Annotated in this window: 22 protein-coding genes; 11 read left to right on the top strand and 11 right to left on the bottom strand. The window is 59.9% G+C overall.

Annotation, left to right across the window (positions count from 1 at the left end; all coding sequences use genetic code 11):
• Position 1 precedes the first annotated feature (1 nt).
• The 3 genes from LG376_RS04545 to LG376_RS04535 all read left to right on the top strand — a co-directional run bounded on the left by LG376_RS04545 (position 2) and on the right by LG376_RS04535 (position 3,134).
• Positions 2 to 1,138 carry an amidase gene (locus tag LG376_RS04545; RefSeq protein ID WP_225746284.1) on the top strand — a complete coding sequence of 379 codons (1,137 nt, stop codon included), beginning with the start codon at positions 2 to 4 and terminating at the stop codon, positions 1,136 to 1,138.
• On the top strand, positions 1,135 to 1,833 hold the full coding sequence (locus LG376_RS04540; protein ID WP_225746283.1) for a CPBP family intramembrane glutamic endopeptidase: 699 nt from the start codon (positions 1,135 to 1,137) through the stop codon (positions 1,831 to 1,833). The genes LG376_RS04545 and LG376_RS04540 overlap by 4 nt, the downstream gene beginning before the upstream one ends.
• 62 nt (positions 1,834 to 1,895) lie before the next feature.
• Positions 1,896 to 3,134, top strand: coding sequence for an LCP family protein (locus LG376_RS04535; protein WP_225746282.1), 1,239 nt, complete (start codon positions 1,896 to 1,898; stop codon positions 3,132 to 3,134).
• A gap of 50 nt (positions 3,135 to 3,184) precedes the next feature.
• Here LG376_RS04535 and LG376_RS04530 read toward each other — a convergent pair whose 3' ends face one another.
• Genes LG376_RS04530 through LG376_RS04520 form a run of 3 tightly spaced genes read right to left on the bottom strand, consistent with a single transcriptional unit; the run spans position 3,185 to position 5,777 of the window.
• The gene (locus LG376_RS04530; protein ID WP_225746281.1) at positions 3,185 to 4,105 is read right to left on the bottom strand and encodes a DUF5926 family protein; all 921 of its coding nucleotides are present in this window, start codon (positions 4,103 to 4,105) and stop codon (positions 3,185 to 3,187) included.
• 20 nt (positions 4,106 to 4,125) lie between these two features.
• On the bottom strand, positions 4,126 to 4,830 hold the full coding sequence (locus tag LG376_RS04525) for a glycerophosphodiester phosphodiesterase family protein (protein ID WP_225746280.1): 705 nt from the start codon (positions 4,828 to 4,830) through the stop codon (positions 4,126 to 4,128).
• Positions 4,830 to 5,777: an L-lactate dehydrogenase gene (locus LG376_RS04520; protein ID WP_225746279.1), complete on the bottom strand. Its 948-nt coding sequence runs from the start codon at positions 5,775 to 5,777 to the stop codon at positions 4,830 to 4,832. The genes LG376_RS04525 and LG376_RS04520 overlap by 1 nt, the downstream gene beginning before the upstream one ends.
• Before the next feature lie 87 nt (positions 5,778 to 5,864).
• Here LG376_RS04520 and LG376_RS04515 point away from each other — a divergent pair, with 87 nt between their 5' ends.
• Complete coding sequence (locus tag LG376_RS04515; protein ID WP_225746278.1) at positions 5,865 to 7,607, top strand: alpha/beta-hydrolase family protein; 1,743 nt, start codon at positions 5,865 to 5,867, stop codon at positions 7,605 to 7,607.
• Here LG376_RS04515 and msrA read toward each other — a convergent pair.
• Positions 7,604 to 8,251, bottom strand: coding sequence for a peptide-methionine (S)-S-oxide reductase MsrA (gene msrA / locus LG376_RS04510; RefSeq protein ID WP_049377510.1), 648 nt, complete (start codon positions 8,249 to 8,251; stop codon positions 7,604 to 7,606). The genes LG376_RS04515 and msrA overlap by 4 nt on opposite strands.
• Positions 8,252 to 8,415: 164 nt before the next feature.
• Between msrA and LG376_RS04505 the strand changes: the two genes are divergently transcribed.
• Entirely contained in the window at positions 8,416 to 9,018 is a 603-nt protein-coding gene (locus LG376_RS04505) for a superoxide dismutase (RefSeq protein WP_049377509.1), read from the top strand.
• Between the two features lie 42 nt (positions 9,019 to 9,060).
• Here LG376_RS04505 and LG376_RS04500 read toward each other — a convergent pair whose 3' ends face one another.
• Positions 9,061 to 9,915, bottom strand: a complete 855-nt coding sequence (locus LG376_RS04500) for a LysR family transcriptional regulator (RefSeq protein ID WP_198492212.1) — start codon at positions 9,913 to 9,915, stop codon at positions 9,061 to 9,063.
• Positions 9,916 to 9,986: 71 nt separating this feature from the next.
• On the opposite strand from LG376_RS04500, the gene LG376_RS04495 reads away from it, so the two are divergent.
• The gene (locus LG376_RS04495; protein WP_049377507.1) at positions 9,987 to 11,138 is read left to right on the top strand and encodes an MFS transporter; all 1,152 of its coding nucleotides are present in this window, start codon (positions 9,987 to 9,989) and stop codon (positions 11,136 to 11,138) included.
• 10 nt (positions 11,139 to 11,148) lie between these two features.
• Entirely contained in the window at positions 11,149 to 12,447 is a 1,299-nt protein-coding gene (locus tag LG376_RS04490; protein ID WP_225746277.1) for a copper oxidase, read from the top strand.
• Here the strand turns inward: LG376_RS04490 and LG376_RS04485 are convergent.
• Positions 12,434 to 13,867 carry a TM0106 family RecB-like putative nuclease gene (locus LG376_RS04485; RefSeq protein WP_225746276.1) on the bottom strand — a complete coding sequence of 478 codons (1,434 nt, stop codon included), beginning with the start codon at positions 13,865 to 13,867 and terminating at the stop codon, positions 12,434 to 12,436. The genes LG376_RS04490 and LG376_RS04485 overlap by 14 nt on opposite strands.
• Before the next feature lie 69 nt (positions 13,868 to 13,936).
• On the opposite strand from LG376_RS04485, the gene LG376_RS04480 reads away from it, so the two are divergent.
• Positions 13,937 to 14,569, top strand: coding sequence for a DUF6474 family protein (locus LG376_RS04480; RefSeq protein ID WP_049377505.1), 633 nt, complete (start codon positions 13,937 to 13,939; stop codon positions 14,567 to 14,569).
• A 189-nt stretch (positions 14,570 to 14,758) separates the two neighbouring features.
• Complete coding sequence (locus LG376_RS04475) at positions 14,759 to 15,070, top strand: Lsr2 family protein (RefSeq protein WP_049377504.1); 312 nt, start codon at positions 14,759 to 14,761, stop codon at positions 15,068 to 15,070.
• Here the strand turns inward: LG376_RS04475 and LG376_RS04470 are convergent.
• Positions 15,067 to 15,705 carry a response regulator transcription factor gene (locus LG376_RS04470; protein WP_040425341.1) on the bottom strand — a complete coding sequence of 213 codons (639 nt, stop codon included), beginning with the start codon at positions 15,703 to 15,705 and terminating at the stop codon, positions 15,067 to 15,069. The genes LG376_RS04475 and LG376_RS04470 overlap by 4 nt on opposite strands.
• A gap of 37 nt (positions 15,706 to 15,742) precedes the next feature.
• The gene (locus LG376_RS04465) at positions 15,743 to 16,906 is read right to left on the bottom strand and encodes a sensor histidine kinase (protein ID WP_225746275.1); all 1,164 of its coding nucleotides are present in this window, start codon (positions 16,904 to 16,906) and stop codon (positions 15,743 to 15,745) included.
• Between LG376_RS04465 and LG376_RS04460 the strand changes: the two genes are divergently transcribed.
• Positions 16,905 to 17,441: a DUF2020 domain-containing protein gene (locus tag LG376_RS04460; protein WP_225746274.1), complete on the top strand. Its 537-nt coding sequence runs from the start codon at positions 16,905 to 16,907 to the stop codon at positions 17,439 to 17,441. The two genes, LG376_RS04465 and LG376_RS04460, sit on opposite strands and share 2 nt — an antisense overlap.
• On the opposite strand, the gene LG376_RS04455 is transcribed toward LG376_RS04460, so the two are convergent.
• A complete protein-coding gene (locus LG376_RS04455; protein ID WP_049377502.1) occupies positions 17,438 to 17,590 on the bottom strand; it encodes a hypothetical protein in 153 nt (50 codons plus the stop codon). The genes LG376_RS04460 and LG376_RS04455 overlap by 4 nt on opposite strands.
• Positions 17,590 to 18,252, bottom strand: coding sequence for a class E sortase (locus LG376_RS04450; protein WP_049377501.1), 663 nt, complete (start codon positions 18,250 to 18,252; stop codon positions 17,590 to 17,592). The genes LG376_RS04455 and LG376_RS04450 overlap by 1 nt, the downstream gene beginning before the upstream one ends.
• Positions 18,253 to 18,285: 33 nt before the next feature.
• Between LG376_RS04450 and yidC the strand changes: the two genes are divergently transcribed.
• Positions 18,286 to 19,230 carry a membrane protein insertase YidC gene (gene yidC, locus LG376_RS04445; protein ID WP_225746273.1) on the top strand — a complete coding sequence of 315 codons (945 nt, stop codon included), beginning with the start codon at positions 18,286 to 18,288 and terminating at the stop codon, positions 19,228 to 19,230.
• On the opposite strand, the gene LG376_RS04440 is transcribed toward yidC, so the two are convergent.
• Positions 19,187 to 19,795 carry a TetR/AcrR family transcriptional regulator gene (locus LG376_RS04440; RefSeq protein ID WP_049377499.1) on the bottom strand — a complete coding sequence of 203 codons (609 nt, stop codon included), beginning with the start codon at positions 19,793 to 19,795 and terminating at the stop codon, positions 19,187 to 19,189. The genes yidC and LG376_RS04440 overlap by 44 nt on opposite strands.
• Positions 19,796 to 19,836 lie beyond the last annotated feature (41 nt).

Below are 19,836 nucleotides of genomic sequence, written 5' to 3'. Positions count from 1 at the left end.
CATGGACTTTTCCGTAGAACAACTCCGCGCGGATCTGCACGGCCTTACCCCCGAGGAGCACGGTTTCACCTACCTGGATGTGGACCGCGAGCCCTCCGGCCGCGGCCGGCTGAGCGGCTGGGTCCTCTCCGCCAAGGATCTCTGCGATGTCCGCGGCATGCCCACGACCTTGGGAAATACCGATCGCACCTACTACCCCGAGCGCAGCGATGCCTTCATCGAGGCCTTGGAGAAGCAAGGTGCGCGCATCATCGGTAAGTCCTCCACGCCGGAGTTGGGCCTGCGCGTGGATACGGAACCGGTGGGCCTGCCCCATCCCGATAATCCCCTTTATCCCGGCTGCACACCGGGTGGTTCCTCGGGCGGTGCGGCGGTACAGATCGCGCGCGGGTTGCTGCGCGCGGCGCACGCCAGCGATGGCGGCGGTTCCATCCGAGTGCCGGCCGCGGCCTGCGGCGTGGTGGGCTTTAAACCGGCAGGAAAAGAACTGGGTGTGCAGGGCTTTATCACCCGGACCGTGGCCGATAATGCCTTTCTGCATGGCCACCGCATGATCACCCCGCGCGCCCGCATCGGCCTGCTGGTAGAGCCGCTGTTTTGTGATGCCAGCGTCGATGCCCACCATCTGCGCGCCACCCGCGAGGCCGCCCAACGCCTACAGGCAGCCGGCTTCACCGTGGTGCCCATTTCCCCGTATCCGCAGGCCCGGGCCACCTTTGCGCATTTCCGCACGACCTTTACCTCCCGCCTAGCGGGGCTCAACCCGGCGGCGGGCTACGCCGAATGGATTGCTCAGCAGGGCCGGCGCGTTAGCTCCGCTGAGCTGGCCGCGGCGCGGGCGCATGTCCGGCAACTACCCGGCTTGTTGGCCCAGGAATGGGGCGTCGATGCCATCCTCACCCCAATGCTGACCACGGACCCGCCGCGTATTGGTTCTTTCCTGTCCCTGCCCCATGCGGAGAATTTCGCAGCCCAGACCCGGTGGTCGCCGTGGGGTTCCCTGTTCAACATGGCCCGTCTGCCAGCTATTTCCGTGCCGTGGGCCGTACCCAATCACCCGCCGGTGGGCGTACACCTGGGAGGCATTACGCTTTCCGACGCCGCCCTCCTCGGCCTCGCCCACATCCTGCACCCATGACCAAGTCTTTACGTGCCGAGCTGCTCATCGTCCTCACCCTCACCTTTGGTATTTCCGGGGTGCGGGCGGTATTGAACCTCATCAATGCCCTGGCCTCCCCGCAGCGGCTCGACGAGCAATCGGTCACCCTCAATTCCAGCCAATCCTCCCTTGCCTGGGTGGATATGGGCCTGCAGCTGTGCTCGGCCGCCGTGCTCTTTTCCTATGGAGCCTTAGCGCTTTTCCTGCTGGCCAAGGATCACATAGTGCCCCGGCCCCACCGCGCCCGCGACTGGCTAGAAGGCGCAGGGCTTGCCGCCCTCATTGGCATCCCGGGACTCGCCCTGTATGTCGCGGCGGTGCATTTTGGGTGGAGCAAGGAGGTCATTCCCGGCGACTTCGCCAATGCCTGGGTGGAAATCCCCGTTTCCCTCCTCAAGGCCGCTGCCAACGCCTTCGCAGAGGAAACCGTGGTGGTGATGTGGCTTATGACGCGCTTGCGCCAGGCCCGCTGGTCGCTGCCAGCCACGCTGGCCGCAAGCTCCATTCTCCGCGGTTCTTACCACCTTTACCAGGGTGTTTCCGCTGGATGTGGCAATATCATCATGGGGTTAATCTACGGCTATTACTACCACCGCACGGGGCGGGTATGGCCTTTGGTCATGGCGCATTTTCTTATCGACGCCGTCGCTTTCGTGGGTTATTCCTTCTTGTGAAAATGCTCGTAGGGGACGTCGCGAAGCAGGCGTTGCTCCCTGCTCCTTGTAAGGTATAGCGCATGACTGAATCAGGACGAGATCCACATAGGGAGTCCCGCCGCGCCGGCGATGACTCCTCCACTGAATTCGTCCTTGGGGCCGATGGACGTCCCCTCAAGGATCGATACGGCCGCCCCATTCGACGCCGTTCCTCCGCCCGCCCGGCGCCGCGGCGCGTGGAACCCGAGCAAGAATCCTTCCGCGCTCCGCAGCCACAGCAACAGCCCCCGCGCCGCACTCCGCCGCCAACACCGAGCCGCTACCCCAGCCAGTATCGCGCGCAGCAGCGCCCACCTCGTCGCACCGCGCCGCGAACGGCGCCCCGCCAGCGCCCACATAGCCGCCGCAAGAAGGTCAATCCGGCCAAGCGCGCCCTCGGGTGCGTTGGCCTGGCGCTCGTCGTCCTGCTGGTATTCAACCTCGTCTTCATGTTCTGGACCGATGCCCGCCTCACCCGCGTGGAGGCGCTGCCAGAAGAACAAGTGTCTAATACCGCCGGCACCAATTGGTTGCTCGTCGGTTCTGACTCCCGCCAAGGCCTCAGCGAGGAACAGCAGGCTGAACTGGGCACCGGTGGTGATGTGGGCGAGGGCCGCACCGATACCATCATGCTGCTGCACATCCCACGCACCGGCAAGGCCAAGCTCGTTTCCATCCCACGCGATAGTTACGTGGAAGTCCCCGGTTTTGGCATGGACAAGATCAATGCTGCCTTTACCTACGGTGGACCGCAGCTCCTTGCCCAAACCGTCGAGGGCACGACCGGTCTGCGCATCGACCACTACGCCGAGATCGGCATGGGTGGCCTAGCCAATGTGGTCGACTCCGTGGGCGGCGTAGACGTATGCGTGAAGGAACCCATCAATGACCCGCTGGCCGGCATTGATCTCCAAGATGGCTGCCAGAAGCTCAAGGGCCGCGACGCCCTCGGGTACGTGCGCACCCGCGCCACCGCCATGGGTGACCTCGACCGCGTGCAGCGACAGCGCGAATTCTTCTCCGCATTGCTGGATAAGGTTGCTTCCCCGGCCACCCTGATTAACCCATTCCGCGCCTTCTCCTTGGTCAACCACACCGCCTCCTCGTTCATCGTGGACGAGGGCGACCACGTCTGGCACCTCGCCCGCGTGGCACTTGCCATGGGCTCCGGTGTAGACACCGAGACCGTCCCCATCGGCGGTTTCCAAGACACCGAGGTAGGAAACGTCGTCCTCTGGGACGATGAAGCAGCCGCCGAGTTGTGGGATTCCCTCAAATAGCGATCAAAAAATGGCCCTTCCTCTACTGGGGAAGGGCCATATTCTTGTCTTTAGCGCAGGGTCACCTGGCGGGACTTAATGTTTTCTAGCTGCTTGCGCTCATCGGCGTTCAGCTGGGCATCATTAGAGATTTCTTCCTCCAAGGCCTTGTCCACGCGGGTGAGGTGGTCCTCATAAGAAGCGTGGTCAACCTCTGGATCCAAGTCGAAGACCGGAGCGATGAGACCGTGGGTGCGGAAAACACCGGCGAACTTGGTGCCCTCGCCCAAGTTCAGCTCGCCGCGGGCAGCGACGCGCGCCAGCGCGTTCAGGAACGCGGATTCATCGTCATTCGGGCGGACCCAACGGATATGGGCCTTGCCGCCGCCGGCATTTGCCCAGAAGGCTGCACCAGTGATGTTCTCGCCTACCTGGTGAGACTCGATAACGGAATCATTAGCGGCACGTAGCGACTGCGCAATCTGCGGGGTGACCTGTGCTCCCTCCGGAATCCACCATTCGAAGTCCTGGTGAACCTGCACGTCGAGGGTAGCGGAGGCATCGATAAGCTCCTCCAGCTTCGGCTCCGAGCCGTCAGCAGCGGTGGATTGCAGGGTGGCGCCCGGCTCATTATTCTTCACCCAGTTAAGGGCAAAGGCGAGGTCGCGGCCCGGGTTGTGGGTGTGGGACTGCACCTGCAGGCCCACGAAGGCATCGCCGCCAAATTCGGTGTCCCGAATAAGCGCAGCAGAAGCACCCGGCAGGACGGTCGCTACATACACGTTCTTATCGCAGCCTGTGACGTCAAGCTTGGCAAAAGCGGAGGGGACGAACTCCTGCATGGCGACCAGAGAGGCCTCCGCAGCAAGTCCGCCGTAGGGGCGGGGGTCCTTTTCCAGGGCGGCGCGCTCCTTGGCGCGGGCAGCGAGCTTTGCCTGGCGGCGGGACATGCCCTCAGGCAGCTGTTCCTTGTTCTTTTTCTTCTTGGCCATGCCTCCAAGATACCTGCTTACTAGAGCTCAATGGCATGTAGGGCCACTTCGGGCTGATTAGTGGCGAGCATATCCACCCCATTAGCCCATGCCCACTTCATGTCCTCCGGCTTGTCTACGGTCCACAGGTAGGTGGGCAATCCCTGCGCGCCGATAATTGCCGGCCGCAGCTTCGCGCGCAGCAACGATACGCCGAGCGCGGTGGGCTTGGACAGCATTACATCGGGGCGGTTGACGTGGCGCTCCCAATCGCGACGAAGATAAATCCGGTCCATGTGCGGCGCCAAATTCTGCATGCGGCGGATGGCGTGGTGGGAAAAGGAAATGACGTGGATCCGGGGGTCGTCGAAAAGCCCCGCATAACGCAGGCGCAGCACCGTTTGCTCCTCCAGGATGTCACCCTGCCCGGAGGGGTGCTTAGTCTCGATATAAAGGTGGTGCGGTGTGCCCTGAAGTAGTTCCAAGAGTTCGTCGAGAAGCATCATACGCTGGCCCGAACCGATGTCAACGCCGCGCAATTCTTCCCAGTCCATCTTGGAAATGCGGCCGGGGCGCCCCGCGGTGCGGTCCAACGTGGGATCATGCTGAACCACTACTTTTCCATCGCGCGTCAAGCGCACATCGCACTCGACGCCGTGAATTGGCAAATCTAGGGCTTTTTCAAAAGCTAGAGGGGATAGCTCCGGATATTTTCCGGAGTATCCCCTATGAGCGACAATCTTCACTAGCCGAAGAACTCTTCCTTGATGTCATTCAGGGTCTTGGCAGAAGCATCGAAACGCTCCTTTTCGTGCTCATTGAGCTGCAGCTCAATCGCGCGCACGATGCCGGAGCGGTTGATGATGGCAGCGGTACCGATGTAGAGATCCTCTACACCATACTCACCCTGCAGGTAAGCAGATACTGGCAGCGCCACGTCCTGGTTCTGGATGACGGCGGCGGTGATACGGGCCAGGCCCATGCCGATACCGAAGGAAGTGGAGCCCTTAGCGTCAATGATGGAGTAGGCGGCATCGCGGGTGTCTTCGAAGATCTTCTCGATGCGCTCTGCATACTCCGGATCCGTATCCAGCTTCTTGGACATCGGGACACCTGCGATATTCGCGGTGGAGATGGCTGGCAGCTCGGAATCGCCGTGCTCGCCCACGATGTAGGCGTGTACGGACTTCGGTGCAACATCTTCCAGCTCGCCCAGCATGTAGCGGAAACGAGCGGAGTCCAGCACGGTGCCGGAGCCGATGACGCGCTTGTGGTCCAGGCCGGAAGCCTTCCATACGGCGTAGGTCAGGATGTCCACTGGGTTGGAGGCAACCAAGAAGATGCCATCAAAGTCATTCGCCATGACGTCAGAGACGATGCTATTCATGATCTTGACGTTCTTGCCCACCAAGTCCAGGCGGGTCTCGCCCGGCTTCTGTGCGGCACCGGCGCAGATGACGACCATATCGGCGTCTGCGCAATCGGCGTAGGTGCCCTTGGTGACGCGGGTGCGGGTAGGGGCCCAGACAACACCGTGGTTGAGGTCCATGACGTTGCCTTCTAGCTTCTTTTCATCGATGTCGATGATTGCCAGGTGGTCAACGATGCTTTGGTTGATGAGAGCGAAAGCGTAAGCGACTCCCACATCGCCGGCGCCGATGAGAACTACTTTGTTTCCAACATGATTTGCCATGACCCTATTGTGCAACTTTGTGGAGATTTTTGCACGGGCTAAATCTCACACTGAAATTCCCACCGAAATCTGGGATAATCGGACATTATGAAACGCGCTCTCCGCCGCGCTGCACTAATCGCTCTTGGCGTAGCCGCGGATCTCACGCCCATCGTCCGTATGACCAGCCGGCAAACCTTACCGTCCAATATGTCGGCTGGAATTTTGGGTGCGGAATTAGCTACGTGGGCTGCTGTTTCGCCCTCCTTACTTCCCCGCCCGTGGTGGGTGACCGCCGCCAACGTGGCAATTGGTCAGGGCATTGGGCATCTTGGGGCGGCGTCGACAAGCTTTGTCCTCAATAGCATTGGCAAGCGCCCGCAGGACCGCCTCGGACCACAACATCGACAAATTGTGCACCTTGCTATTGGCGCTGGGACTGCATTTAATGCCGTGCTTTCGCTGCGCAACCAGAAAAAGCAGGCGGAGTTGGTCAATAAGCAACTCGTGCGTGGGCCCGCCACAGCGGCCATCGGCTTGGCCGCGGGCACTGCGGGCTACGGCGCTCTTCTACTCATCGGAGAAGCCACGCAGCTTGCCGTCACTAAACTGTCACGCCAGCTAGGCCGCTGGGTGCCTGCACTCATTGCTTGGCCGGTGGTTACCGCAGGTCTGAGTCTCACGGCGTTTGCGCTTTCTGATCGCGTGGTCTTTCGACGCTGGCTGCGCTCACTATCGCACCAAGCGCAGCGAATTAATAAACAGATTTTCCCCGGCACCTCTATGCCGTGGGAGCCGGAGCGCTCCGGCAGCCCGTGGTCGCTCGAGCCGTGGTCGGCGTTGGGACAGCAGGGACGCCGGTTTGTCTCCAATGGCCCCCGCGCCCGCGATATCCGCACAGTAACGGGAACCGATGCAAAGGAACCCATCCGCATCTACGCCGGATACATTCCAGGCCGCTCCTTCCAGCAATCCGCGGAAAAGATCCGCGCCGAACTCGAACGCACTGGTGCCCTGCGGCGAGAGACTATCGTCATCCAAATGCCCGCCGGCTCGGGGTGGATCAATAATTGGGGTGCGTGCTCTTATGAGTTTTTGACCGGCGGTGATTGCGTCACCGTCACCATGCAGTACTCCTACCTGCCTTCGGTTTTTTCCTACCTCGTAGATAAGAACGCACCGAAGCAGGCGGCTCGTGAATTGATTCGGGTCATACAAGAAGAAATAGATAAGCTGCCTAAAGAAAACCGCCCGCGGCTTTATTTCGCAGGTGAATCACTTGGTGCCTACGCCATTATGGATAACTACCATAATGTGGAAGACCTACTTTCTGCGTGTAATGGCGCAGTTTTTTCCGGCCCCCCGCGCATGACGCACTTTACTCAGCGCCTGCGCCGGGATATTGGTTCCCTAGAACGCCTGCCCGTTATCGATGGCGGCAAGCATGTGCGCTACGCGGCGGCTCCTGACCATACGCTGCACGACGCCTTTGGCAATGACTACGCCCATACCTGGCGCCGACCCCGCATGCTCATTGCCCAGCATGCTTCCGACGCCATCGTGTGGTGGGATCTCAACCTTCTCGTGCGCAGGCCCACCTGGATTCATGAACCGCAGCCGGAAGCGCTGCACGCGGATACCTTCCGGCAGCTGCATTGGGTTCCGTTTATTACCTGGTGGCAAATTGGCTTGGACCAGATCAATTCCCTCAACGTCCCTGGCGGGCACGGACACAACTATTTTGAAGAAATGCTCTGGTATTGGGATGAGGTCTTAGGATCCCAATCCCGCCAATCGCTCACGCCGAAGTTAGCCAAGAAGATTGCCCGCTTTATTCGGCGCGACGCTTAGTCGCATTTCACCCCAGTACTGTGGTGCGGGCAGTACCCATTAGGCACCTTATATAAGTACTGCTGATGCTCATCCTCAGCCAGGTAGTACTCCCCAGAATCAGTTTCGGAGAGGAGTTTGACCTCCGTGGTGGTATCCCCGAATCCGAATTCCTTGAGTTTCTCTGCATAGGAATCCACGATGCCCTGGATTTCTGCGCGCTCTTCCTCCGTGCGTGGGTAGAAAGCAGAGCGGTATTGCGTTCCTACATCGTTGCCCTGGCGGAAGCCCTGCGTGGGATCGTGCGCTTCTAGGGCCTGTACGACAAGATCGCGCAGGCTGATGCGCTGCGGGTCATAGACCACCTCCACCGCCTCGGCATGGTTGGTTAGCCCACGGCACACCTCGTAGTACGTGGGATTCGGGGTGGCACCGCCTGCATAACCCACCGAGGTGGATTCCACGCCTTCGGTCTCCCAAAACATTTTCTCCGCACCCCAGAAACATCCCAACGCAATAAGAATGGAGCGCTGCCCGTCCTTCCACGGCCCGGTAATCGGTGTTCCTAAAACGGCGTGCGGGGCGGGGTCCACGATTGGCTCCGGTCGTCCCGGCAGAGCATCGTCTGCAGCAACAAGTTTGGGCTCCGGCTTAAACATCCACATAAGGTATAGCTCCTTCCTTATTCCTTCTTCCCAACGTTGTACTGCGAAAAGCTATTCCGCGGCCAGTTAATATTCGCGCTAGTTCCACAATTCGAATTAATCATGGCGAAATCTTTCCACCGTGCCTATCATCGGGACACGTACCCGAAGAAAGGATTTAACAAATGGCTGTTTACGAACTTCCTGACCTCCCATACGCATTCGACGCACTGGAGCCACACATCTCCGCAGAGATCATGGAGCTCCACCACGATAAGCACCACGCAACCTACGTTGCTGGCGCTAACGCTGCACTCGAGGCACTCGAGGAAGAGCGCAACGGTGAGGCTAACCCGGATCGCATCCGCGCCCTCTCCAAGAACTTGGCGTTTAACCTGGGTGGCCACACCAACCACTCCATCTTCTGGAAGAACCTGTCCCCGAACGGTGGCGGCGAGCCAACCGGCGAGCTGGCAGAGGCCATCAACCGCGACTTCGGCTCCTTTGAGAAGTTCAAGGCTCACTTCTCCGCTGCTGCTACCTCCCTGCAGGGCTCCGGCTGGGCCGTTCTGGGCTACGACCACATTGCTGGCCGCCTCATCATCGAGCAGCTGACTGACCAGCAGGGTAATACCTCCATCGACTTCACCCCGCTGCTGATGCTGGATATGTGGGAGCACGCTTTCTACCTGCAGTACAAGAACGTTAAGGCCGACTACGTTAAGGCCGTATGGAACGTCTTCAACTGGGATGACGTTGCTGAGCGTTTCGCTGCAGCCACCAAGTAACTCCTTTTAGTTACTTCGGCCGCCCCTTCGGGGCGGCTTTTTCTATGCCCGGATAAATTCCCGGAATTGCTGCACTGGGGGCGCATCGTCCCCGGCGCGCCACACTAAACCGAGCTCGCGGTACGCTGGCGGCGTAAGGGGGATCAGGCTCCCCACCTGTAGATAAGGATCATCCAACGGCAAAAGCGCCACCCCGAGTCCTGCCGCTACCAGCCCCGCAACGGTAGTAAGTTCCATCGATTCGAAGACGAGGTGGGGGCTAAAGCCAGCGTCGTCTGCAAGGGCATCGAGAAGCATGCGCGTGCCATAGCCTGGGAGCATGCCGATGAACGGGTCTGCAGCGAATTCCGCTAGTCTCACCTCCCGCCGGTTCGCCGCCCAGTGGTCTTCCGGCACAGCAAGGCCTAGTCGCTGCACCTTAATCTGGTGCCAGCCCAGGGCTGCATCAGGCCGTGGGCCCACGAGGGCAAGGTCGGATTCGCCGTTTTCCACCCTGCTCACCAGCTCCTGCGCCGCGCCTTGATGCAGACGAATATCTACGTGCGGGTGCTGCGCGCGATAGCTCTTGAGCAGGTCCGGAACTAGCCAGGTGCCCAGCGAGTGCATGAAATCTAGGCGCACGGTGCCGCGTTCTGGATCCATGAGGCGGGCAACATCGTCCCGCCCGACCTGGTAGGCGCGGAGCATTTCCCGCCCAGCCGCAGCGAAGGCCCGCCCGCGCGAATTCACGTGCAGGGTACGCCCAGTGCGCTCGAAAAGGCGGGCGCCAAGACTAGCTTCTACGCGCTGTACGCGGCGGGTCAGCGCGGATTGGGAGATTCCCAGTTCATCGGCCGCAGCACCCACGCGACCTTGATCCACCACGGCGAGAAAGCCGCGGACATCCTCCACATTCATGCATGCTCCGCATCGTTTAGTGTATTTTTCCACATTTTACACATGCTGAATGTCCGGGCAGGCTAAATGATATGACTCGAACGCGGCGCGCAACGGTAGCCATGCTCCTTGTGGGCTTGGCTATATTCTCCAGCCTGTATTCCACCCAAGCCATTCTTCCCACGCTGGTACACAACATGGGGCTTTCTTCCACTGAAGCGGCCATGACCGTATCGGCCGCCACGGGCGCGCTGGCCCTATGCGTGGTGCCCGCATCGATTCTCTCCGAGCGTTTCGGCCGCGGACGTATCCTGCTCATTTCGGCCGTTGCCGCGACCGGCGTGGGGCTCATTGTGCCCCTCGCCCAGGAGGGGTGGCAGCTCATCGCGGTACGCGGCCTGCAGGGTGCGCTGCTGTCCGGCGCCCCCGCCACGGCAATGGCATGGCTTTCTGAAGAACTCGATGACAAAGCCCTGCCGCGGGCTATGGGCCTATACATTGCAGGCACCTCCGTCGGTGGCCTTACCGGCCGCCTCATTCCCACCGGACTGGTGGAGATTTCCACGTGGCGCTGGGCGCTCTTCGGCTCGGCGCTGGTCTCACTCGCCTTTGCCATTACGTCTTGGCTGCTACTTCCTACCCAACGCAATTTCCGGCCCAAATCCATCCATCTCAAGACCGAAAGCCGGGCGCTTTTGGGCCATTGGGCCAACCGGGATTTGGCCTTGCTCTTTCTCACCGCATTCCTGTCCATGGGCACGTTTGTCTCCATGTATAACTTCTTAACCTTCCGGCTCATCGATGATTTTGGTCTGGCCCCTTCGCTAGCCGGCTTGGCCTTTTTGTTCTACCTCACCGGCACATGGTCCTCAGCGCGGGCAGGTTCCCTTGTCGCACGCATAGGCCATGGGAAAACCCTATTCGCCTCTGCCGTGCTTTTTGCCCTTGGCATCGCGCTGTGCGCCGGCAACCTTCCGCTGACGCTTCTCGGCATGATCGCCTTTACCGTGGGCTTTTTCGCCGTACACTCCACCGCCTCCGGGTGGGTGGGCCAGATCGCCACCCACGACCGCGCGGAGGCTTCTTCGATGTATGTGTTCTGCTATTACTTTGGCTCTTCTGTGGTGGGCGCATGTGCCGGCCTGCTTTTCGACGCCCTATCGTGGCCCCTCTTCATTGCCTTCTTCACCGCCGTAGCCCTCGCCCTTACTGCGCTGACTTGGACCAAGATTAAATCCGACTAAAATCGGTTTTATGCCTGAGAATAAGTGGTCGGCGCGGACATGGCACCGCAAGGCCTCCCGTCCCGTATCCCTATGGATGATGGTTTTCATCCTCGTGGGGGCAACGCATACCTTGGTCCCGAACTACCGGTGGGTACTCATCCACCTATTCACCCTCGGACTGGTGAGCAATAGCATCATCGTGTGGTCCCAGCACCTAACGGAGAAATTCACCCAACAGCGCCTCCCCGAATCCGCTCGTCCTGCCCAATTGGCCCGCATCTATGGCCTCAATGCCGGAATCATCCTCGCGTTAATCGGTCAAATCCTCATGGAGTTCTGGTCCCAGCACTGGATTGTCACCCAGGTGGGCGCCACGCTCATTGCACTGATGATGCTCTGGCATGCGGCATCGCTTTTCCAGCAATGGCGCGGTGCCAAAGATAAGCGCTTCCGCCCCGTAGTGGGCGCTTATGTATTTTCCGCTCTGTGCCTGCCGGTGGGTGCCATCTTTGGCGGGCTGCTGGCCATCTATCCCGGCCATCCCACGCTGCTACTCGCCCATATCGCCGCCAATATCGGCGGATTCATCGGCTTGGCCGCGGCCGGTTCTCTCACCATCCTTTTCCCTTCCATCTGGCGCACCCAAGGTATTAATCGCCACATGCAATCCTCCTTTGTGCTGCTCGCAATCGGTGTGGTTGCCACGATCGTGGGCGCTTTCCTCGGCTTCCCCGAGTTGGGACTTATCGCCTACTGCTGCGGTTGGGCGCTGAGCTTGCAGCAGTGGCTCGCTAATGTGCTGACGGTGGCTAAGGACCCGCGCGATCGCATCACCTTTTCCTCGGTCTCCGTGCTCATGGCCTCGTTATGGCTGGTGCTGTCTTTGGTGTACTACACGGTGCAGCATTTCTTTATGCCCGAGCCGGCGCTGCCCACCCTCGCCTTGCTGGTGGGGTTTGCCGGTCAACTGCTCATCGGTGTGATGAGCTACCTCCTGCCCAGCACCATGGGTGGCGGTCCCGCTGCCGTCCGAGCGGGCTTGCAGCAACTGGACAAACTCGGCCTCCTGCGCGCCACCTTCGTCAACGGTGGGCTGCTCATCTGGATCGGCACCGATATTTCCCTGCTTAAGGTGGTCGCCTCCCTCCTGTGCATCCTGTCCCTGGCGGTCTACCCCGTGCTCATCGCCCGGGCGGTGAAGGCCCAGAAGCAGGTCCTGATGAAAAAGGCGGAGGGCCCGGATCCGAAGCCGGGGCCAGAGTGGAACCAGGTCTACGCGGGGATAGCGATTCTCGCGGTCATCTACGCCCTATTTACAGCGCTGTAGTACCCGGCGCGCCGGCGTCCATCCACTCGCGGACCGCGCGCGTGGCCTGAACATCGCCGGAGTTATAGTCCAGCAAGCGCTGCCGCGCCACGAGGTCACCGGCTAGCGCCTCGCGGCGCGCGTTCACGGATTCTTCACCGTCGAAGTCTTCTTCTGGCCAGGTAAAACCCGCTTCCGGGGCGACTACCTTCAGGCCTAGGCCGAAGGGGCCGGCGAAGGATCGTTTGACGTGGGCGAACATATCCACCCACTCCGGTGAGGAGATAAACTCTTCTACTTCCCGCTCATCTACCTCGCGGAAGCGCTGCGCGGACATGCGCATCCAATGGTTCTCACCGTGGGACGAGTAGCAATATGCAGCAAAGGTTTTGCCCTCCGCATGGGCTTGCGCACGCACATCCATCAACCAGCGCCAGAATGCTGCAAAGTTCTCTGCCTCGGCGCGGCCGCCCAACGGTTCCCACGTAACAAACGGGACGTAGTTACCGTCGTGCCACGCTCCCCATAGATACGCGCCCTGGTCCAGGTAGGCTTCCATATCCACGTCTACCTCCACGTCTGCGCGCGGGACCTGCACGCTGCCGCGGCGCAGCAACACTTCCCCGGTGCGCCAGGCAGCAGCAAGGCGGGAGGGCTCGCCCAGGTCGGCGTCGATAAGCGCCTGCACGGTAGTAATCCCGCGCTCGCGATAAGGCTTAGCGCGGTCGCCGGATAGGAAGAGCGAAATATCATCCGCCGCCACCAGCTCTTGCTCGCACAAAGACCAAAAGCGGCAGCTCGCACACTCCTTGACTCGCACCGGTGCGGTAGGAAGCGGCTGATTCCAGGCGCGTTCCAGATCAAACTTGGCTGTTTCCGTAAAAAATGCCCGGGTGCGGTCCTGGCCGATGGCCCCGCCCCGGCCGGAATCGAGCCCGAGATCCCGCAAAGCACGGGCGGCAAACGCTAAACGGTAACCATCTACCGCATGATGGCGCAGCTTATACGGCACCTCGAGCGGCTCGCTCAGGCCCAAGCGATGGGTAGGTACCGCCGGCGTCGTCTTGGTGTCATTCTTGCGGGCCACACGGTGATTGGACACGATAATCGGGGTGTACTTATCGCCTTCGCGCAGAAGCAAATCTACGCGCACCATCCACTCCTCGGTGGCGAAGACCGCGTTGGTGATGTGCGTATACCCGGAAGCTAAGGCCTCAAGGGTGCGCATGGAGCGCTCCCACTCATCGCCTTCCAGATCAATGCGGCGAAACCTGCCAGAGCCCTTGCGGGGAAACATCTCCATGACGGCCTCCACTGCAGCCGCGTGGCGCTCCGCCCGGGCAATCGAGGCATGGGTGCGCGGCATCTCGGGGTGCGCGCGCCGCTGTACTAAGCGGTAGCGGCACCCCACCAGGTCCGAAGCAACAACCACATCCTCCACACCGGGTGAGCTTAATAGAACGGCAAGGTAAAGTTGAATCCAGACTCGATCAAATGTGAGGGAAATTTAATGAGCATTCTGAAGAAAGTTAAAAAGGCCCGCCAAGAAGCACGCGCACAGGCAAAGGCCGCCAAGACCCGCGCCAAGGCAGAGGTAAAGGCCCAGTCTAAGGACCGCCGCCGCCAGCAAAAGCTCCTGGCCAAGCAGGAAAAGCACCTCATTAAGTCGGAGGAAAAGGGCCTCAAGAAGCGCCGCAAGCATGAGGAGAAGATGGCCAAGAACGAGCTAGCCAAGCTCAAGGCCGGCCGCTTTAACTCCGATAACGTCAAGCGCTATGCCGGTGCACTGCGCACCGCCGCACCCCTGCTGCTGCCGCTCCTTTACCGCGGCTACGTGGGCCTGAAGACCGAAGGCGAAAAGCGCAAGGCCGCTAAGGCAGGCGTGAGCTCGGAGCAGATGGCTTCCTTCTCCGGCTACGGTGCGCCGCTCAAGGCCCGCACCGCCGGCATCCGCAACTCCCTCGATAACACGGACGTTCCAGCCGGCTTCAAGCGCGATGTGCGTGACCGCCTGCAAGAAGTAGACTCCGCCATCGATAATGCCGAGTTCATGACCGAGCAGCAGCGCCGCCGCGCTCACAAGACCATTAGCTCGGAAATTGACTCCATTACTGCGGAAATCCAGCAGCACCTGGCCCAGTAAAAGAGCTACACGCCGCCACCGCCCCCTATTCGGTGGTGGCGTTTATTTATTTTCTATAAAGATCCGGGATTTTTCGGGAAAAGTATTTTCGGCCAGAAAAAGTTGCTGATACTCTTCTAGCAGCCCTACCCCTTTAACACCGTTTATGCTCTCTGTGTTTGGTGTGCAATTTTTAAAATTGGAGGAAATATGTCCCGCCGTGAAGTGACCCAATTTTACGACGACTTGGACCACACCCTAATCCCCGAAGATCAGCTAGAAGTCGTTCGCTTCAGCGTAAACGGTCAAAATTACCTCATCGATCTCTCCGTGGATAACGCGCGTCACTTCCATAATCTTCTGGCCCCCTACGTGGACGCCGCCCGCATTGCCCCGGACATCAATGCACAGCGCGCCAATCCCAGTCAGATCCGCGAATGGGCCCGCGCCCAAGGGCTACCAGTGGCGCACCGCGGAAAAATCCCGCAGGACGTCATCGAGGCGTATAACGCCGCTAATTAAAGCACGCCCTGCTCGCGGGCGGCTGCCACCGCAGAGGTGCGCGAGCGCACACCCAATTTGTCATAAATGTGCACAAGGTGGGACTTTACCGTGGCCTCAGACAGCATGAGGTCTTGGCCAATCTGCCGGTTCGACGCCCCCGCTGCTACCAGCTGCAAGACCTCGAGCTCACGCGGCGTGAGGGAGGTGCGTGGCGTACGCACGCGAGTCATCAGCCTATCGGCCACGATGGGAGATAGCGCCGAATCACCCTCCGCAGTCGAGCGCACTGCGGACAGCAGCTCGTGCGGTGGTGCATCCTTGAGCAAATAGCCCACGGCACCGGCTTCGATAGCGCCGAGGATATCCGCATCAGTGTCATAGTTGGTGACCACGAGGACCTTGGGCGGGGTGGCCATCGCGGAGCGAATCTGCGCGGTTGCCTCCGCGCCACCCATAACGCGGGTCCCCTCCACGCCCGCGCCGAAGCGCAGGTCCATCAATATGACATCGATGCCGCCCGCCTGCGCTGCCGACACCGCAGCTTCGGCCGTAGCGACCTCCCCTACGACGTCGATATCCTCTGCCCCCTCAAGCACGGAGCGCAGACCCAGGCGGACGATTTCGTGGTCATCTGCCAGTAGGACCCGAATCACGACATTCCTCCTATCGATGTCATTGTCAACCAAAAGTTTAATCTACCCGGTTGCCTAAGGGCATACTAACTGACACGGCAGTGCCCTCCCCCGGCGCGGATTCAATAATGACCTCACCACCTAGCTCTTGTGCACGGCGCCTAATTGCGGCCAGCCCAATATGCCCCAGTCCAGCCGGGGTACTTTCCACCGCGGCCGGATCAAAGCCCTTGCCGTTATCCACCACATCCAGGCGCACCTCATCGCCCTCATAGGTCACCGTGATCCGGGCGCGGCTTGCCTTTGCATGCTTGACGACGTTCCCCACAGCGCCCTGCGCAATCCGCAGCAGCGCCGCCTCTACCTTCATGGGCAGCTGCTGTACCTCTCCTTCGGATTCCACCTCGACGTGGATATCTCCGGTAGCACCGAAATTCTCCGCCATACGGGTCAACGCGGCCTCAAGGGATGCCTCATTGAGCGTCGGCGGCTGCAAAGCGGCAATCATTGCCCGCGCTTCGTGCAAATTATCCGCGGCCGTCCTGCGGGCCAGCTCGATGCGCTCTCGCGCTTTGCCCGCGTCTTGCTTATCCAAATCACGGTCCGCTGAATGCAGGAGCATTTGAATGGAAGACAGCCCCTGGGCAAGGGTGTCATGAATCTCGTGCGCAATGCGCTGACGTTCGGCCACCATGCCGGCATCGCGCTCCGTGGCTGCCAGCTGCGAACGGGTTTCAATCAACTCTTTGTTCATCCGCGACAGCGTCCGGAAGGCGTAGGTGATCGCTATGGTCACCAGCGCCGAGACCGCCGGCCCCATGACACCGCCGAAGGTCAGGCCCTGCGGAATCTGCACCACCACGGTGATGATCGAGGTAACGATGACGCACGCGATGCCCGCCGCCATGTCCAGCACCGTGAGGTACAAGAAAAACATGGCGAAGACCAAATAGATTGCCGCTGGGGCCACGAACAGATCCGCCACCCACAGCACCGAGAGGATGCACAGCCACAGGTAGCGCACAGGCCGGGCCCAATATTCCCCGTATACCGAGCCTGCGAAGTACACGGCCGCAAAGCCCACCAAAAGCAGCAGGTTGATGATCGCTTGCGAAAGCGGCATCCGCGCGGAGGTAAAAATGCCCACCACCAGCAGGCCAGCGGTCAGGATATGGATGCCGGTGCGCAACGCATCGGTATCCCGGTCTATTGTGGAGCTCATGCGCAAAAGCCTACTTCCCCTACTCGCTCTAGCCACTTTTGGGATCGTCGGCTGCGATTCATCCGCACCCACCCCTGCACCAACTACTACGGTCGCTCCGGAGGCTTCGGAGTCACCGGAGGTTAACGTCGCTCAAACCGCGGAAGTCAATGACTGGAGCGATTGCCCCTACATCGGCCCCGGCTGGCTCGAAGAAACCAACGGCCAGCGCCTGACCAAGCAGGGCATCGACACGCGCTTTCCCACCCCGGCCTGCGTCTTTTGGTCCTACCAGGACGAGCCACAGGCCACCGTCATCGTGCGCGATATGCCCACGGTCGAGGACGCCCGCGCCGCAGTGGATTGGGCCGCGCCTATCGACGCCACCGAACCGGCCTCCTTCGACGGCTGGGAAGGCGGCCGGGGCGTGGTCAATGAGCACGCCGTGTACGCCGTGCAGAAGGACACGCACGCGGTGCTGGTGTGGAGCAACCAGCAACAAACCGTTAAGTCAGAGCAAATCGCCCACGAAGCGATCGCCAACTTGGGCCTTTAAACCGCGACGTCGTTATACGGCATCATCGGCGACAGCCACGGGAATACAACCTCCATAAGTAGGAAGAAGACTCCCACCGCAATAGCAATGGCCAAGATGACCTTCACCGGCGTCGGCCCCGGCAAGAGATTCCACAAAGCGCGATACATTATTTCTCCTCTTTTTCTACTTCCATAGCGTGCACAATCATGCGCTCCGCGTTGGAAAACTGCGGGTGGCACGTGGTCAAGGTCAAGATCTCGCGGCTCGGTTCGGCGTCCGACTCTGGCACGGGGTTGGTCACCGAGACGTCGCCAGGCGTCGTAATATGCCGACCAGCCACATGGGAATACTCCGGCGGAATTCCATTGAAACAGTCCGTCTGCTCGCCATCGATGGGCAATACGCGATAGGTAATTCGCTCCTTGTGCGTCTCCACCACGATGTCATCGCAGGTCTCTAGCTTGCCCAAGTCATTAAAGGGAGCTCCTTTGCCCACGCGGTGGCCCGCAACCGCAAAATTGCCCATCTCTCCCGGCATCTGGGAATCCTCGTAGCGGCCCGGGCCGCGCAGCAGGTCATCTTCATTAGTGCCCTCAATAATGGCGAAGCGGTAGTCAGAACCGAACGTGGGAATATAAAGCTGCGCGAACGCCTCACCCAACTCCGGCTCTAGCTTCTGCCGGGGATTTCGCCATTGCTCTTCGAGGTGGGCGCTCGCCTCCTCCTGCAGCTGACCGGATTCTACATTTGTCCAATAGGCTTCATAGAATGCAAAGAGTAAAAGAACCACGCCAATGGTTAGCATGAGTTCCCCAAGAACTTTAGTCATGCCTTAAACCATACTGCCCATGAAAGGTTAAGCATGTACGAAGTCTTCATGTACCCAGTTTCCGGAATCATGAAGTTCTGGCACTGGCTCATCAGCAGCTTCGTCGGTGAATCTACGGCCTGGCTGATTTCCATCATCTTGCTGGTTATCACCGTGCGCGGCATCGTTGTTCCCCTGAACTGGATTTCCGTACGCTCCGCCCGTATCGGCGCACTCATCCGCCCGGAGAATAACCGCATCAAAAAGCAGATGAATAACGCCACCACCACCGAGGAGATGGCGGCGCTCATGCAAGAGGAAAAGAACCTCATGAAGAGTTATAACTACAACCCCGCAGCTGGTTGTGTCCCCCCGCTCATCATGATTCCGGCCTTCATCGGCCTTTATCAAGTGCTCCTGCGCATGTCCAATATTGAGAGCGGCTCCACCACCGTGGGCATGTTGAATACCTCCGATGTTTCGGCCTTCCGCGAAACCACCTTCTACGGCGCTCCGCTGACGGATTTCGCCCGCGAGCACGGCGACCTCATCAACCCCATCCTCATTGCCGCCATCGCCTTTACCATGGCTAATTCCGTCATTTCCCTCGTGCGCAGTTTCCGCACCACTCAATTTGATCAGAAGGTCAACCGCCGCGTCTTCATACTCATGGGCTTTTTGCTGTTGGTAATCCCTTTCTTCCTGTGGCACCTAGCCCAAACCGGACCTATCCCAGTAGCAATCATTCTTTACTGGGGCTGCGCCTATCTCTTCACGCTGATCCAAACCGCTATCTTTGAGATCATTTTGCACCGCGACTACCCGCTTACTGAGGATGTCCACGCTATGCGTCGCGAAAGCATTCGCCGCTGGCGCAAGCGCGAAAAAGAACCCGCCCTCTCCAAGGAGGAGAAGAAGCGGGTCAACCAGCTACGTATGGAGGCGCGAAAGTACCTTAAATCGAATAATCAGCAGGGGGAGCAGAAAGCATCTGAGTAGCCAGGTCGCGGGCCGTCTGCAGCGGCCCAATCTCCTTGGTGAGCCGAGCACCCGCACGGCCGCCATCCAAGAGAATCAACAGCTGGCTCGCCTGCGAGGACGATGGGTAACCATTGCGCTCAGTTAGCAAAGCCGTCAGAGTGGAATGCACCCAATTACGGTGTTCAACGCAGGCAGCCACGATACCGTGTTCCGCCTCAGTTTCGGGGCGCGGATACTCTCCGGCGGCATTCAAGAAGTGCGAGCCGCGGAATTCCTGCGTGGGTTCTTCCTCGATCGCCTTATCAAAAAAGGCCAGGATCTTTTGATCCGGATCCGTCATCTCCGCGGTACGCTGTTCCCAATCTTGGCGGAACTTCTCATCCAAAGCTTCTACATAAGCGATAACGAGCGCGTCTTTGGAACCAAATAAGGAGTACAAAGAAGCTTTAGCCACATCTGCCTCGCGTAGGATGCGGTCAATTCCGATAACGCGAATGCCCTCGGTGGTAAAAAGCTTGGTCGCCGATTCCAGCAGCCGGCTGCGCGGGCTGGGCCGATTACGGCGCGACTTCTTCTCTGCCATGGGTTCCTCTCTAAAACGACAAAGCCGGTTCATCTATACTT

The sequence above is a fragment of the Corynebacterium sp. Marseille-P4611 genome (assembly GCF_916618765.1).
Classification (GTDB): domain Bacteria; phylum Actinomycetota; class Actinomycetes; order Mycobacteriales; family Mycobacteriaceae; genus Corynebacterium; species Corynebacterium marquesiae.
This window is presented reverse-complemented; position numbering and strand designations above follow the sequence as displayed.

Excerpts from the sequence above, each read along its gene's own strand:
- LG376_RS04535 (WP_225746282.1), top strand. The coding sequence starts at position 1,896 with ATGACTGAATCAGGACGAGATCCACATAGGGAGTCCCGCCGCGCCGGC.
- LG376_RS04515 (WP_225746278.1), top strand. The coding sequence starts at position 5,865 with ATGAAACGCGCTCTCCGCCGCGCTGCACTAATCGCTCTTGGCGTAGCC.
- LG376_RS04545 (WP_225746284.1), top strand. The coding sequence starts at position 2 with ATGGACTTTTCCGTAGAACAACTCCGCGCGGATCTGCACGGCCTTACC.
- LG376_RS04490 (WP_225746277.1), top strand. The coding sequence starts at position 11,149 with ATGCCTGAGAATAAGTGGTCGGCGCGGACATGGCACCGCAAGGCCTCC.
- LG376_RS04520 (WP_225746279.1), bottom strand. The coding sequence starts at position 5,777 with ATGGCAAATCATGTTGGAAACAAAGTAGTTCTCATCGGCGCCGGCGAT.
- LG376_RS04465 (WP_225746275.1), bottom strand. The coding sequence starts at position 16,906 with ATGAGCTCCACAATAGACCGGGATACCGATGCGTTGCGCACCGGCATC.
- LG376_RS04455 (WP_049377502.1), bottom strand. The coding sequence starts at position 17,590 with ATGTATCGCGCTTTGTGGAATCTCTTGCCGGGGCCGACGCCGGTGAAG.
- LG376_RS04500 (WP_198492212.1), bottom strand. The coding sequence starts at position 9,915 with ATGAATGTGGAGGATGTCCGCGGCTTTCTCGCCGTGGTGGATCAAGGT.
- LG376_RS04460 (WP_225746274.1), top strand. The coding sequence starts at position 16,905 with ATGCGCAAAAGCCTACTTCCCCTACTCGCTCTAGCCACTTTTGGGATC.
- LG376_RS04475 (WP_049377504.1), top strand. The coding sequence starts at position 14,759 with ATGTCCCGCCGTGAAGTGACCCAATTTTACGACGACTTGGACCACACC.
- LG376_RS04440 (WP_049377499.1), bottom strand. The coding sequence starts at position 19,795 with ATGGCAGAGAAGAAGTCGCGCCGTAATCGGCCCAGCCCGCGCAGCCGG.
- LG376_RS04495 (WP_049377507.1), top strand. The coding sequence starts at position 9,987 with ATGACTCGAACGCGGCGCGCAACGGTAGCCATGCTCCTTGTGGGCTTG.
- LG376_RS04450 (WP_049377501.1), bottom strand. The coding sequence starts at position 18,252 with ATGACTAAAGTTCTTGGGGAACTCATGCTAACCATTGGCGTGGTTCTT.
- msrA (WP_049377510.1), bottom strand. The coding sequence starts at position 8,251 with ATGTGGATGTTTAAGCCGGAGCCCAAACTTGTTGCTGCAGACGATGCT.
- LG376_RS04505 (WP_049377509.1), top strand. The coding sequence starts at position 8,416 with ATGGCTGTTTACGAACTTCCTGACCTCCCATACGCATTCGACGCACTG.
- LG376_RS04530 (WP_225746281.1), bottom strand. The coding sequence starts at position 4,105 with ATGGCCAAGAAGAAAAAGAACAAGGAACAGCTGCCTGAGGGCATGTCC.
- LG376_RS04480 (WP_049377505.1), top strand. The coding sequence starts at position 13,937 with ATGAGCATTCTGAAGAAAGTTAAAAAGGCCCGCCAAGAAGCACGCGCA.
- yidC (WP_225746273.1), top strand. The coding sequence starts at position 18,286 with ATGTACGAAGTCTTCATGTACCCAGTTTCCGGAATCATGAAGTTCTGG.
- LG376_RS04540 (WP_225746283.1), top strand. The coding sequence starts at position 1,135 with ATGACCAAGTCTTTACGTGCCGAGCTGCTCATCGTCCTCACCCTCACC.